Annotated in this window: 12 protein-coding genes; 3 read left to right on the plus strand and 9 right to left on the minus strand. The window is 68.9% G+C overall.

Annotation, left to right across the window (positions count from 1 at the left end; genetic code table 11):
- Positions 1–10: 10 nt before the first annotated feature.
- The 4 genes from TSO352_RS15355 to TSO352_RS15370 all read right to left on the minus strand — a co-directional run bounded on the left by TSO352_RS15355 (position 11) and on the right by TSO352_RS15370 (position 5,057).
- Entirely contained in the window at positions 11–1,897 is a 1,887-nt protein-coding gene (locus tag TSO352_RS15355) for a DUF294 nucleotidyltransferase-like domain-containing protein (protein ID WP_247872119.1), read from the minus strand.
- A gap of 206 nt (positions 1,898–2,103) precedes the next feature.
- The gene (locus tag TSO352_RS15360; protein WP_199231604.1) at positions 2,104–3,825 is read right to left on the minus strand and encodes a cation acetate symporter; all 1,722 of its coding nucleotides are present in this window, start codon (positions 3,823–3,825) and stop codon (positions 2,104–2,106) included.
- Entirely contained in the window at positions 3,825–4,127 is a 303-nt protein-coding gene (locus tag TSO352_RS15365) for a DUF485 domain-containing protein (protein WP_109108155.1), read from the minus strand. Before TSO352_RS15365 ends, TSO352_RS15360 begins: the two co-directional genes overlap by 1 nt.
- Before the next feature lie 360 nt (positions 4,128–4,487).
- On the minus strand, positions 4,488–5,057 hold the full coding sequence (locus TSO352_RS15370; RefSeq protein WP_109108156.1) for a DUF1178 family protein: 570 nt from the start codon (positions 5,055–5,057) through the stop codon (positions 4,488–4,490).
- Between the two features lie 191 nt (positions 5,058–5,248).
- Here TSO352_RS15370 and TSO352_RS15375 point away from each other — a divergent pair, with 191 nt between their 5' ends.
- Positions 5,249–5,854 (plus strand): methyltransferase domain-containing protein, encoded by a 606-nt coding sequence (locus TSO352_RS15375; protein WP_109108157.1) that lies wholly within the window; start codon positions 5,249–5,251, stop codon positions 5,852–5,854.
- Between the two features lie 20 nt (positions 5,855–5,874).
- Here the strand turns inward: TSO352_RS15375 and TSO352_RS15380 are convergent, their stop codons facing one another.
- From TSO352_RS15380 to TSO352_RS15395, 4 genes are all read right to left on the minus strand, one after another.
- Positions 5,875–6,714 (minus strand): carbon-nitrogen hydrolase family protein, encoded by an 840-nt coding sequence (locus tag TSO352_RS15380; RefSeq protein WP_109108158.1) that lies wholly within the window; start codon positions 6,712–6,714, stop codon positions 5,875–5,877.
- A complete protein-coding gene (gene grxC / locus TSO352_RS15385; protein ID WP_109108159.1) occupies positions 6,711–6,974 on the minus strand; it encodes a glutaredoxin 3 in 264 nt (87 codons plus the stop codon). The genes TSO352_RS15380 and grxC overlap by 4 nt, the downstream gene beginning before the upstream one ends.
- 114 nt (positions 6,975–7,088) lie before the next feature.
- Positions 7,089–8,729 (minus strand): response regulator, encoded by a 1,641-nt coding sequence (locus TSO352_RS15390; protein ID WP_109108160.1) that lies wholly within the window; start codon positions 8,727–8,729, stop codon positions 7,089–7,091.
- A gap of 109 nt (positions 8,730–8,838) precedes the next feature.
- Complete coding sequence (locus TSO352_RS15395) at positions 8,839–9,213, minus strand: response regulator (RefSeq protein WP_109108349.1); 375 nt, start codon at positions 9,211–9,213, stop codon at positions 8,839–8,841.
- Positions 9,214–9,460: 247 nt separating this feature from the next.
- On the opposite strand from TSO352_RS15395, the gene TSO352_RS15400 reads away from it, so the two are divergent.
- Together TSO352_RS15400 and rlmN are read left to right on the plus strand one after the other, a co-directional pair.
- Entirely contained in the window at positions 9,461–10,027 is a 567-nt protein-coding gene (locus TSO352_RS15400; protein ID WP_109108161.1) for an invasion associated locus B family protein, read from the plus strand.
- Between the two features lie 114 nt (positions 10,028–10,141).
- The gene (gene rlmN, locus TSO352_RS15405; RefSeq protein ID WP_109108162.1) at positions 10,142–11,311 is read left to right on the plus strand and encodes a 23S rRNA (adenine(2503)-C(2))-methyltransferase RlmN; all 1,170 of its coding nucleotides are present in this window, start codon (positions 10,142–10,144) and stop codon (positions 11,309–11,311) included.
- 7 nt (positions 11,312–11,318) lie between these two features.
- Here the strand turns inward: rlmN and TSO352_RS33235 are convergent, their stop codons facing one another.
- The gene (locus TSO352_RS33235) at positions 11,319–13,034 is read right to left on the minus strand and encodes a hypothetical protein (RefSeq protein WP_158284593.1); all 1,716 of its coding nucleotides are present in this window, start codon (positions 13,032–13,034) and stop codon (positions 11,319–11,321) included.
- Between the last annotated feature and the right edge of the window lie 314 nt (positions 13,035–13,348).

Raw genomic sequence — 13,348 nt, forward strand, 5'->3', positions numbered from 1 at the left:
CGGCGTCGCCTCAGTGGTTCAGGCGGAAATGGTGGGCGATCAGCTCCTTGAAGCTTTTCACCAGGGCCAGACAGTCCTTGAACTGGTCATGGTCGAGCTTGCCCAGCGTCTCCGGCCGGACGAGGTTGTCGATCGCGAGATCGCCGCCCGTCCCATCCGGTTCGCCGCCGTCCGCTCCCCCACCGTCCGGGGCGTCGACGCGGGCCTTCAGGCGGATGGTCGACAGGATGGTGAAGGCCTCCGCCAGTTCCGCCGCCAGCTTGCGGTCGAGCGCGCCCATCTCGGCCAGCGTCTGGATGCGCTCCACCGTGTTGGTTTCGGCCAGGTGCTTTTCCAGCGCCAGCGCGCGCACGCCGTGGACGATGGGGAAGATGCCGGCCTTCTTGATGTCGACCGGCTCGGCCCGGCGCCGTTCGAACAGCGTGGCGAACAGGCCCGACGGCGTGTCGAACGACAGGGTCGGGCGGGCGAATTGGGTGAAGAACATCTGGTTGTCCTGCAGCCGGCTCAGCAGATAGCCCTTCGCCTCGTCCAGCAGCGACGCGTCGCCGGCCACCGGGGCGGCGTCGTAGAAGATGGCGAGGTTCATCTGCGCCGCCTCGTCCGGCCGGTGGATCCAGGTGAAGATGGCGTCCTTGTAGCCGGCGAGCGGCCGGGTCCAGTCCGGGTTCGACACCATGATGTTGCCGGGGCAGGGCGGATAGCCGAACGTGACCAGATGGTGGGTGAAGTCGGCGGCGAAGGCGGTCAGCCCCGGCCAGTCGAAGCCGTCGCGCAGGATCAGTCCGTTGTCCTGGTCGGTCTTCAGCAGTTGCTCGCCGCGCCCCTCGCTGCCCATGACGATCAGGCAGGAATTGGCCAGCAGCTCCGGCGGGGCCAGCAGCTCGAACAGCTTGCGGAAGATGCGGCGGTTCAGTTCGGTCACCAGGTCGGCGATGAAGGCGACCTTGACGCCGGTGGCGTGCAGCGTGCGGATCAGCGCGACGATGGAGCGGCTGGCCCGGCGCAGGTCGTCCGGGGTCGTCGCCTGCTCCACCTGCACGCCGATGACCTGGGAGTGGTTGGACAGCACCGCCAGCAGGTCGCTTTGCCCCAACAGCCCGACGATGGCGCCGTTCTCCGTCACCACCACGCGACGCACCGCGTGCCTGGTCATCAGCACCAGGGCGTTGAACAGCAGGTCGTCGCGATCCAGCGTCAGCAGGTCGTAGCGGGCGAGCGGACCCACCGGGTCGGTCACCGGCCGGCCGTCCAGCACCACGAGGTCGCGCAGGTCGGTGCCGGTCAGGATGCCGGTGCTCCCGTCGGCGTTGCGGACCAGCACGCTGCTGGCCCGGTTGCGCTTCATCGCCAGGGCGGCGTCGCGCAGGCTGGCGGCGGCGTCGACGAACAGCGGCGGGTGCAGGTAGGCCTGCCGGATGCGGGCCATGGTCAGGGCCGCCATCTCGCGGTTGGAGCGCTCGACGGCGAGATCGCGCATGCGCTGGGCGAAGTCGCCGAGGATCGCCGCGCCGAAGGCCGGGTTGTCGTCGGCCAGCGCGTCCAGCGCGGCGCGCGGAATCAGGTGGCAGACGCTGTCCTCCGCCGCGATGAAACGGCGGGTGCCGGCCCCGTTGCCGCCGGAACCACCGCCATACAGCGCCTGGAGGCCGAAGCGGTCGCCCGGCCCATGGACCGCCGCCACCTCGCTGCCGCGGCGCTCCTGCACCGATCCGCGCAGCACGACGAACAGGGCGTCGACCGGCTCCTCGCGGGTGAGGAGGATGGCGTCGCGCGGGTACAGCGCGACGTCGAGCGCCCCGGCCAGCGTGGCGCGCTGGTCCGCCGTCAGCAGGTCGAAGGGCGGTCGCGCGAAATCGAAGGCGCCCGGATCGGTGGAGGAGGCGGTGTGCGGCAAGGGGCGGCTCCGTCGCGAAAGATTGGGCGGGGCGAAGGCTGGGCACGGCAAAAAGAAACGCCCCCGGATCTGTCCGGGGGCGTTTTCAGGATACACCCGCCGGGCCGGAGGCCGGAAGCGGGTGCGACACTTGGCAGCGCAGCCTTCACGCGAAGGCCAAAGGGGGGAAGGGCGCGGTGCGAGGCACGCCCTTCCCGTTCCGCCTCTTAGTGGGCGGAAGCCCCTTCGGCGCCCAGGCCGGTCTGCGACCGGATGTACTGGGCTTCAAACGCGCGGCGCTCCTTCTGGGCCTGCTCGCTGTTGTCGGTGATCGAGAAGAACCAGATACCGGCGAAGGCGAGCGGGATGGTGAAGAAGCCGGGGTTGTCGTACGGGAAGATCGCCGCCGGGTTGCCCAGCACGGCCTTCCACACGGTCGGGCCCAGCACCAGCAGGACGATCGCCGAGATCAGGCCGAGCGCACCGCCCATCACCGCACCGCGGGTGGTCATCTTGCCCCAGAACATCGACATCAGCAGGATCGGGAAGTTGGCCGAGGCGGCGATGACGAAGGCAAGACCGACCATGAAGGCGACGTTCTGGTTCTCGAACGCGACGCCCAGGATGATCGAGACGATGCCGATGACGACCGTGGTGATCTTCGACACGCGGATTTCGTCGGCCTCGTTGGCGCGGCCCTTGGCGAAGACCGAGGCGTAGAGGTCATGGGAGACCGCCGAGGCGCCGGCCAGCGTCAGGCCGGCAACCACCGCCAGGATGGTGGCGAAGGCAACCGCCGAGATGAAGCCGTAGAACAGGTCGCCGCCGACCGCATGGGCGGTGTGGATGGCCGCCATGTTGGTGCCGCCGATGATCGCGGTGATCGCCGCCTTGGCACCGGCCGCCGGGCCGGCCGTCAGGAACGGGTAGGCACCGTTGGCGTCGGGGGCCAGGATCATCAGGATGGCGCCGAAGCCGATGATGAAGGTCAGGATGTAGAAGTAGCCGATGAAGCCGGTGGCGTAGAAGACCGACTTGCGGGCTTCCTTGGCGTCGGACACCGTGAAGAAGCGCATCAGGATGTGCGGCAGGCCGGCGGTGCCGAACATCAGGGCCATGCCCAGCGAGATCGCCGAGATCGGGTCGGACACCAGCGTGCCGGGCGACATGATCGCCAGACCCTTCGGGTGGATGTCGACGGCGGCCTTGAACATCGCCTCGGGGCTGAAGCCGAACTTGGCGAGGATCATGAAGGCCATGAAGGAGGCGCCGGACAGCAGCATCACCGCCTTGATGATCTGCACCCAGGTGGTGGCCAGCATGCCGCCGAAGGTGACGTAGCCGATCATCAGCACGCCGACGAGGATGACGGCGACCAGATAGTCGAGGCCGAACAGCAGCTGGATCAGCTTGCCGGCGCCGACCATCTGGGCGATCAGGTAGAAGGTCACCGTGGCCAGCGAGCCGCAGGCCGACAGGGTGCGGATCGGGGTCTGCTGGAAGCGGTAGGACGCGACGTCGGCGAAGGTGTACTTGCCCAGGTTGCGCAGCCGCTCGGCGATCAGGAACAGCACGATCGGCCAGCCGACCAGCCAGCCCACCGAGTAGATCAGGCCGTCGAAGCCCGACGCGTAGACGAGGCCGGCGATGCCCAGGAACGAGGCCGCCGACATGTAGTCGCCGGCGATGGCCAGACCGTTCTGGAAGCCGGTGATGCCGCCGCCGGCGGCGTAGAAGTCCTTGGCCGACTTGGTGCGGCGGGCCGCCCAGTAGGTGATGCCCAGGGTGAACAGCACGAAGGCCAGGAACATCAGGATGGCCGACCAGTTGGTCGCCTGCTTCTGCACCGAGCCGCCGATGGCGTCGGCCATGGCGCCGGTGGGCAGCAGCAGCGCCGCCCCGGTGGCGGCGGCCGTGACGGCCGCGATGCGGGTGTGGATGGCGCGCATCACTTCGATTCCTCCAGGATCTGGCGGTTCATCTCGTCGAATTCGCCGTTCGCCCGGTGAACGTAGATGCCGGTCAGGATGAAGGCGGACACGATGGTGAAGACGCCGATGGGAATGCCCCAGGTCGTCACACCGGAACCGATCGGCGTGCCCAGGAACTGCTTCCCGAAAGCGACCAGCAGGATGAAACCGAAATAGATGACGAGCATAGCGATCGACAAAGTCCAGGCGAAGGCGGACCGCTTGGCCACCAGCTCCTGGAACTTCGGATTGTTCACAATCCGTTGTGCATTTTGATTCATGTGCGTCCCCTCATCGAGTGCCGAGCGATTGTTCGACGGCTTTGAGACACTCGGGCTGTTCCGTCCGGGCGGGAGCGTCCGGGAATGTCCCTTATTCCTACGCCCTTGACCTGCCCAATTGTTTGATACAGATCATTGTTGGGCGCACCCCCTACCTTGGTCGATGGGCAATCCGCCGGCCACCGCCCGGCCACCACCCGGCCGGCGCCGCGGCGGGGGAAAACCGAACGCCGCCAACAGCCTGGGCCGAAATGCGAAAGGCGCCCCCGTCGCCGGGCGCGCCTTGCAAATCGTCAGCTTTTCGGAAAGTTTCCTTCGGAATCGATCGCCCCGCCGTCACTTGGCCGGGGCGGGGACGGGTCAGGAATCGGTGCGCGGGATCCAGGGGATGCGGTGAAATGTCACACCCTCTTCATTGAGTTCGGCGACCTCCTCCTCCGACGCCTCGCCGTAGATGCCGCGCGGGTCGGACTCGCCGTAATGGATGCGGCGGGCCTCCTCGGCGAACTGGTCGCCGACATAGTCGCAGTTCTTCTCGACGCTGCGGCGGACCTCGGTCAACTGCCGCATCACCTCGGCCACCGCCTCGCGCTGGGCGTCGTTCAGCGTCGGCGGCAGGGCGGCCATCATGTCGGCCGGCGCCAGCGCCGGCGCCGGTATCGGGACCGGCAGCGCCGGCGCGGCGGCGGGCGCCACGGCGGCGGGCGCACCGGCGTTGGCTGCCGCCGCTGCCTGCTCCTGCGCGCGGTCGGCGGCCTTGGCCACGCCCCTGGCGATCCGCGGGGCCATCGGCGCCTTGGCGACGACGGTGTCGCCGCAGATCGGGCAGGCGATCTGGTGGGCCGCCGCCTGCTCGTCATAGGCGGCGCCGTTGCGGAACCACGCCTCGAACCGATGGTCGGACGAACATTTCAACGCGAAGAGGATCATGTCCCCACAAGCCCCAAGAACTACCGGCAAAGGAATGGTCGAAAGCCCGGGCGCCGAACCGGGTTGCGGCGCGACTCGGGAACGGCCTTAATTCAGCACGCCCGGGCCGCGCCGTCAAACGCCGGACGGGGTTGTCTTCCATTCCGGCCGCTCAATCCACCCGTTCGATCATGGTTCCAGAGGGTCCGCCGATGCCGTCCACCTCGCCTTTGCCAACCCCGTCCTCCGGTCCACCGTCCCCGCCGTCGCCCTGGGTGGTGCGCTTCGCCCCGCTGGTCCGCGCCGGCGGCGAGGTGCTCGACCTCGCCTGCGGTGGCGGGCGGCATCTGCGGCTGTTCCGCGACCGCGGCCACCCGGTGGTCGGGCTGGACCGCAACCTCGGCGGCGTCGCCGACCTGGACGGCGCCGACGGGGTGACGCTGGTGCAGGCCGACCTGGAGACCGGCACCCAGACCGGCACCCTCGGGCCGCTGCCGGAGGATCAGCGCTTTGCCGGGATCGTCGTCGCCAACTACCTGCACCGCCCGCTGTTCCCGGCGATCCTGGCGGCGCTGGAGCCCGGCGGCGTCCTGATCTACGAGACCTTCGCCGCCGGCAACGCCCGTTTCGGCCGCCCGTCCTCGCCCGATTTCCTGCTGCGCAGCGGCGAGTTGCTGGAGGTCGTCCGTGACCGCCTGACGGTGGTCGCCTTCGAGCAGGGCGAGGTAACGGCGCCGAAGCCGGCGGTCATCCAGCGCCTCTGTGCGATGCGGGACGCGGTGGAGGGGGGGGCCGGCGTGCCGCTGCCCCCTCCCTGACCGCCGGAACGCGCCGTCTCTCAGAACCCGAGGCGCTCCACCTCGAAAGCGCGGTCGTGGGTCAGTGACGGGACCATGCCGCGCGCCTCGGCGACGCGGTCGAGGTCGAGGTCGGCGACGATGAACCCAACGTCGCTGCCGGCATCGGCCAGCACCTCGCCCCAGGGGGCGATCAGCAGGGAGTGGCCGTAGGTCTGGCGGCCCTCGTCGTGGGTGCCGGTCTGGGCCGGGGCGACGACGAAGCAGCCGGTCTCGATGGCGCGGGCGCGCAGCAGCGTGTGCCAGTGCGCCCGGCCGGTCGGCACGGTGAAGGCGGCCGGCGCGGTGAGGATCATCGCCCCCGCCTTGGCCAGCGCCCGGTGCAGATAGGGGAAGCGCACGTCGTAGCAGATGGTCAGGCCGACGCCGCCCCAGGGGGTGTTGGCGACCACCGCGCGTTCGCCCGGCCGGAAGGTGGCGGATTCGCGGTAGACCTCGCCGTCCTTCAGCGTGACGTCGAACATGTGGATCTTGTCGTAATGGGCGACGATCCGGCCTTCGGCGTCGTACAGATAGCTGCGGTTGGCGATCCGCTGCTCGTCCAGCAGGACATGCAGCGTGCCGCCCAGGATCCAGGCCCCGGTTTCCCGCGCCAGATCGGCGAAGAAGGGGATGCCGGGATGCTCCGCCTCGGTCCGCACCCGCTCCATCGTCTTGGCGCGACCCTGGACGACCCAGCCGACATTCTCCGGCAGGGTGATGAACTCCGCCCCGGCGTCGCGCGCGCGGCGGACGAGGTCGCCCGCCGCGCGCAGGTTCGGCTCCAGCTCGGTGCCGGCGTTCACCTGGACGCAAGCCGCCTTCACGACGCTGCCGCTCATGCCGCGATGCCCAGCAGCGGGTCGAGCTTGCCGGCGCGGTCCAGCGCGTGGATGTCGTCGCTGCCGCCGTAGGGCTTCCCGTCGATGAAGATCTGCGGGACGGTGGTCCGGCCCTCCGACCGCTCGATCATCTCGCTGCGGCGGCCCGGCTGGACGTAGAGGTCGATTTCCTCGTAGCGGACGCCCTTGCGGTCGAGCAGGCTCTTGGCCCGCATGCAGTAGGGACAGAAGGGCGTGGTGTAGATGACGACGTCGGCCATGCCTCGGCGCTCCTCGTGGACGTGGAATGACTATAAAGTCAACCCATCAGCCACGCCAGACGTTGCACCCCGCCTTCCACGCCGGTCAGCGTTTCACACCCCGAGGCCCCAGTCTCACATCGCCGCCGCCCGGCGGCCGAACAGGGCGCGGAGCTTGCGGCCGATGGCGCCGCCCAGCATGCCGTGGCTGCCTTCCGCCCTGGGGAACCAGTCGGGGGCGTCGGTCTGGAAGCGGCGGACGACGTGGACGAAGGCGTCGACGACCCGCGGGTCGAAATCGCGCCCCGACCGCTCGATGATCCAGGCGATGGCGTCCTCCACCAGCCAGGCGCCGCGGTATTGCCGGCGGGTGATCAGCGCGTCGAACACGTCGGCCACCGCGGTGATGCGGGCGCTGATCGGGATGGCGTCGCCCTTCAGCCCTTCCCGATAGCCGGAGCCGTCGTAGCGCTCGTGGTGGCAGCGCGCGATCTCCGCCGCGATGGACAGCAGCGACCGGCCGCGCAGCGGCACCGCCGCTTCGGCCAGGATGCGGTGGCCGATCTCGGTGTGGCGCTGGATCATCTGCATGTCGATGCCGGTCAGCTCCCCCGGCATGCCCAGCGTCTCGTCCGACACGCTCAGCATGCCGACGTCGTGCAGCAGGGCGGCCAGCCCGACCTTCTCGACGAAGTCGGCGTCCAACTCGTCGCGGAACGCCTCGCGCCGGTGCAGTTCGCGGGCGATGGCGCCGACCAGCCGTTCCATGCGCTGCAGATGGCCGGTCGCCGCGTTGTCCTTGTATTCGGCGAGCGCGCCCATCGCCAGCACGGTGGCCTTCTGCGAGGTGTTCAGCTCCTCGATCAGCAGGGCGTTCTCGAAGGCGATGGAGCATTTGTTGCGGAACAGCTCCAGCAACTGCCACTCGCGCGCGGTGCCGTCGTTGCGGCCCTCGACATAGATCATGCCGGTGATGCCGCCGCTGGCGCGCAGGCGCAGCGCGCAGAAGTCCGGCTCGACGATGGTCTCGCTGCCGGGCGACAGCCGGTCCAGCGCGGCTTCGACCCGCGGTTCGCCCAGCTCCGCCAGATCCACGTCCTTCCAGCGGGCGAAGCGGCCGGTGGCGGCGCGCACCCGGATCCTGCGGTCGCGCGGCAGGGTGTCGCCCTGGATGCACAGCAGCGCGTGGTGCCCGATGCCGAGCAGCCCGACCACGCGCGGCAGGATGTTGGGGAACAGGACGTCGGGGGTGCGCATCTCCAAGAGGCCGGTGGTGGCCACCAGCATGCGGGCCAGCCCCTTGCGCCCGGCCGCCAGCGCCTGGAGGCCGGCGAAGGTGCGCAGCTGCCCGGCGACCGCGGTGCGCAGCGCGCGCGGCGTCAGCTCTGCCTTGGGACGCCAGTCGCTGACGTCGTTGGCGGTGATCGCCTCCTCCTCGCTGGCTGCGTCGGGATGGGCGGCGCAGACGACGATGCGGGTGCGTCGGTTGCCCAGGTCGCGGCGCAGGTGGGCGATCAGCTCCAGCCCGGCGCGGCCGCCTTCCAGCGCGATCTCCAGCAGGATCAGGGCGGTATCGGGATGCTCCTGCAACGCCGTGCGCGCCTCGGCGGCGGAGGTGACGGAGTCGAGCGTGACCCCGGCGCCGTCGATCGCCAGCCCGTCGAGCGCGGTGCGGGCCGTGGCCAGAAGCGCGGGATCGGCATCGACGATCAGGACCCTGAACGGCGGCCTGGCGACCGGTCCGACCGTCCCCGGCCGTGCATCGTCGTGGAGCATGGCATTCCCACCGGTTGCGACTCATCGGTGCGCAAGCGCCAAAGTAATCCCATCCCGTTGTTCATTCAACCGAAGACGCCATTGCCGTACAACGGCGGGCCCGTGCCGGTCATCCCGCAACGATGGCGGCCAGAACCTCCGACGCCAGCAGCGACGGGTTGATCGGCTTGGCGATGACGCGGGACACGCCCAGCCGGGCGAAGGCGGCGGCGGTCAGATCCTGCGGCACCTTGCCGTCGATCGCCGACAGGATCATCACCGGCATCTCCGGGCGCAGGTTGCGCGCCGCCTGGATCACTTCGAACCCGTCGTGCTGCGGCATGATGATGTCGGTCAGCAGCAGGTCGAAGGGCTGGAAGGACAGCGCCTCGATCGCTTCGACCGCGCCGGCGCACAGCGTCACGTCATGCTCGTCCCGGGTCAGGATCGCGCGGATCAGGTTGCGCGTGACCGGATCGTCGTCCACCACCAGTATCTTGGCCATGCCCATCCCCCTCGCGGCCCGTCCCGACCGTGACGGCGCCAACCTTCGGTATAGCGGGAACCCGGTATTTCTCCAGGATTTGCATCAAATCCGATGGTGCTCCCGGTGCGGCGAAATGTCACGATGCGGGTGCCGGGCCTCGTGAGAAAGCGGGTCCGATCCGGCCCTCCGGCCTTGGAATGGGCTGTCCCTTTGGGGTAGTGTCCGCCCGCACCCCACGGACCAACCACGAGCCGACGCAAGACCGATGTTGCAACACACCGCCGTCCGCCGCATTGCCGGGGCCGCCTTTGCCGGTTCTGTCCTCTCCGCCCTCGCCGCGTCCGCCGTCCTGAGCGGCCTGCTGGCGGCGCCCGCCGCCGCAGCCGACCCGCGCCATCTCGGCACCTTCAAGGACTGGAACGCGTTCGCCTTCGAGGAGAACGGCCGCAAGGTCTGCTACATGTCGAGCCAGCCCAAGAAGTCGGACCCGGCCAAGGCCAAGCGCGGCGACGTCTACGCGCTGGTCACGCACCGCCCGGCGGAAAAGACGCTGGACGTCGTCAGCATCATCGTCGGCTATCCGTTCAAGAAGGGCAGCGACGGCGACGTCACCATCGACGGCAAGGCCTTCAAGCTGTTCACCGACGGCGAGACCGCCTGGGCCCGCGATCCGGAAACCGACCGTGCGGTCACCGCCGCCCTGCGCAACGGCAAGCAGATGGTGGTCAAGGGCGTGTCCGGCCGCGGCACCAAGACGACCGACACCTACAGCCTGGACGGCGTCGGCCAAGCCTATGACGCGATCAACGAAGCCTGCGGCGTGAAGCGCTGATCGTCACGGTTGGTCCGCCCGGCCTTCGGCCCGGCGGTCCGCCCAGCGATCCACTTGGTCTTTTTTCACTTGGTCTTTTGACTCCGCGCGCTCATGGCCCTATGTAATCGGGCCATGAGCGCCTCCCATCATGCCTCCACCTTCGTGCTGCCGGCGACCGACGCCGACGGCCGCAAGAACCTTGTCGGCCTGTCCCGCGATGAGCTGGAAGCCGAGATGCTGTCGGTCGGCCTGGAGAAATTCCGGGCGCGCCAGCTCTGGCACTGGATCTATCACCGCGGCTCCACCGATTTCGCCGAGATGACCACGCTGGCCAAGCCGGTGCGGGAAAAGCTGGCCGACCTCTACGTCGTGGCGCGGCCGACGGTGGTGACGGACCTGACATCGACGGACGGCACCCGCAAGTGGCTGCTGCGCATGCCCGACGGCCAGGATGTGGAAAGCGTCCACATCCCCGAGACGGACCGCGGCACGCTCTGCGTCTCCTCCCAGGTCGGCTGCACGCTGACCTGCCGTTTCTGCCACACCGGCACGCAGCGGCTGGTCCGCAACCTGGATTCGTCGGAAATCCTGGCGCAGGTCATGCTGGCCCGCGACATGCTGGGCGAATGGCCGGCGCCGCCCGACGGGCGCATGCTGTCCAACATCGTCATGATGGGCATGGGCGAACCGCTGTTCAATTACGAGAACGTCGCCAAGGCGCTGAAGATCGTGATGGACGGCGACGGCATCTCGATCTCCAAGCGGCGCATCACGCTGTCGACCTCCGGCGTCGTGCCGATGATGGAGCGTTGCGGGCAGGAGCTGAACGTCAACCTCGCGGTCAGCCTGCACGCCGTCACCGACGAGCTGCGCAACATCATCATGCCGATCAACCGCAAGTACCCGCTGCGGGAGCTGATCGACGCCTGCCGCAATTACCCCGGCCTGTCCAACGCCCGCCGCATCACCTTCGAATACGTGATGCTGAAGGGCGTGAACGACACGCCGGCCGACGCCCGCGCGCTGGTCAAGCTGCTGGAGGGCGTGCCGGCCAAGATCAACCTGATCCCCTTCAACCCGTGGCCGGGCGCGCCGTACGAGCGCTCGACCGACCGGGCGATCCAGGTGTTCGGCGACATCGTCAACAACGCCGGCTACGCCAGCCCGGTCCGCACCCCGCGCGGCGAGGACATCATGGCGGCCTGCGGCCAGTTGAAGAGCGCCAGCCTGCGCCTGACCGCCGCCGAACGCGCCGCCATCGCCAACGTCATCGCGGAGAAGGACGCGGCGCTGGCCTCGTAGGGCCCGGTCACTCCCGACGCCGGTAGACGCGCATCCAGCCATGGTCGGAGACGTGGACCAACTCGTAGCCGGCGGCCAGCTGGTCGAGGGCGAGGTCGGCTCCGTCCATGGCGGCGCGCTCCGGCGTCAGCCCCCAGACCAGGACATAATCGACCTGGATGGCGCTGCGCGTCCCGGCCATCAGGAACTCGTCGGTCGGCGGCGTCTCGGGGTTCGCGCCGTTGCCGCGCAGGTGGACGTAGGGATCGGTGTCGCGCCGGTAGCGCACCGGAAAGTTCGGGGTCGACGCCTGATAGAGGTTCAGGTCGACCAGCGGACGGTTCACCACGAAGAGCGACTGCGGATGGCCGACGAAGTTCAGGCGAAAGCTGTCATGCGCCCCATCCGGGCTGGCCTTCCATCCGGTGAAATCGAGCAGCAGCATGGTCCGTCCCGGCTCCAGCCATTCGACGGCGCTGTCGAACTCGGCGACGTAGCGGCTGTTCCGGTGGTTGTGCTGCAGGTTGATGGCGAGCAGCCCGGCCGTCGCCACCCCGGCGATCACGGTGGTCGCCCGGCGCAGGGCGGGCCAGTCGCTGACCAGCGCCAGCCAGAGCATCAGCACGAGATACGGAAAGATCTGGATGCGCTGCACCGCCAGCCCGCCGCCCGACATGCTGTTGGGAATGGCGTAGCTGAACAGCAGCACCAGGAGCGCGCCCACCAGCATGCCGTCGAGGGGGGAGGCCGGGCCGGCCGGCGCCGGTGACCGCCCGCGGCGGCGGGCGATCAGCAGCGCCGGCGCCGCCACGATGGGCAGCAGCGCCACCGGGGTTGAGAACACCCCCTCCCACCGCGTGTGCGACAGGATGACGTTGCCGTAGAGCAGCATCTTGGTCCGGTACCAGAGGTCCGGCCCGAACTCCACCTTCTGCCCGGTGTTGCGCAGGGCGAACAGCAGCGTCAGCACCACGATGGGCAGCATCGCCAGCGCAAAGGCGGCGAAGGGCACCCACAGCCGGCGGGCTGCGCCTCCGTCCACCCTCTGGCGCGGTTCGGCGCGCCGCAATCCCGATGACCCGGGGTGCCGGATCTCGCACCACAGCAGCCAGACGCCGAGTCCGCCCAGACACAGGCACAGCACAATGGCGGCGGTCAGGTGGGAGGCGTAGGTGATCAGTCCCAGCAGCGTCATCACCAGGGTGCGGGCCGGCGTCATCGCGGTCCAACGGCGCAGGGCATAGCCCAGGGCGACGAACAGCCAGACCAGGCTGAAGATGAAGTTGTAAAGGCCGAGGTTGAGCGGCCAGGAGAACACGAAGGGCAGGGCGAACCAGGACAGCGGCGCGTTGCGCGGGTTGACCGCCGTCACCGCGTAGCGGAAGGCGTAGGGGAAGCCGATCACATAGCCGGTCAGCAGGATTTTCTCGGCCGTATAGGGATCGAACACCCGCAGCAGGCCGGCCAGGATCGGATAGATGAACCAGTTGGGTTCGGCCTGGATGTTGGGGGTGAAGTACTGCGACAGGATGGGATCGGCGGTGCCGGTCTCCAGCACCGTCAGCAGATGCGCCATCGCGACATGGACACCGCCGTCGGCGAAGCTGAGCTTCGGGATGCTCCACAGCGCCAGCACCAGGATCGACACCGCGCCGGCGAACAGGACACCCTCGCGCGACCGGCTGGGCGCCGCCCCCAGCGCGTTCGGGCCGAGGTCGAGGGTCGCGTCGGTCGGGTGCGCCATTCCAGTTCCCTCTCCCAGTCCGAGGCTTGCGGAAAACCAATGGAGGCCGGGCAATGGAAGCGCTCTCCGCAAGCAATGTCTACTGACCTTCCGTGCAGATGACAGTATCCACTGACCTTTCGGGCAGTGGAATGCACTGATATGTTCGGAAGGACTGGCGCAACCTGCGTCCTGTCTGGCAGTCGCTGGGCAGGGCGCAGCGACATGCCCGCCAGACGCCGGCGAACACTTGGAGCACCCCAATGGCGCCGGACCTGGGCGGTCGGAATGGGTAGGGCGGTGGCGGCCACCGCGGAATTGCGAACCTCCCCGCG

Source organism: Azospirillum sp. TSO35-2 (assembly GCF_003116095.1).
GTDB lineage: Bacteria > Pseudomonadota > Alphaproteobacteria > Azospirillales > Azospirillaceae > Azospirillum.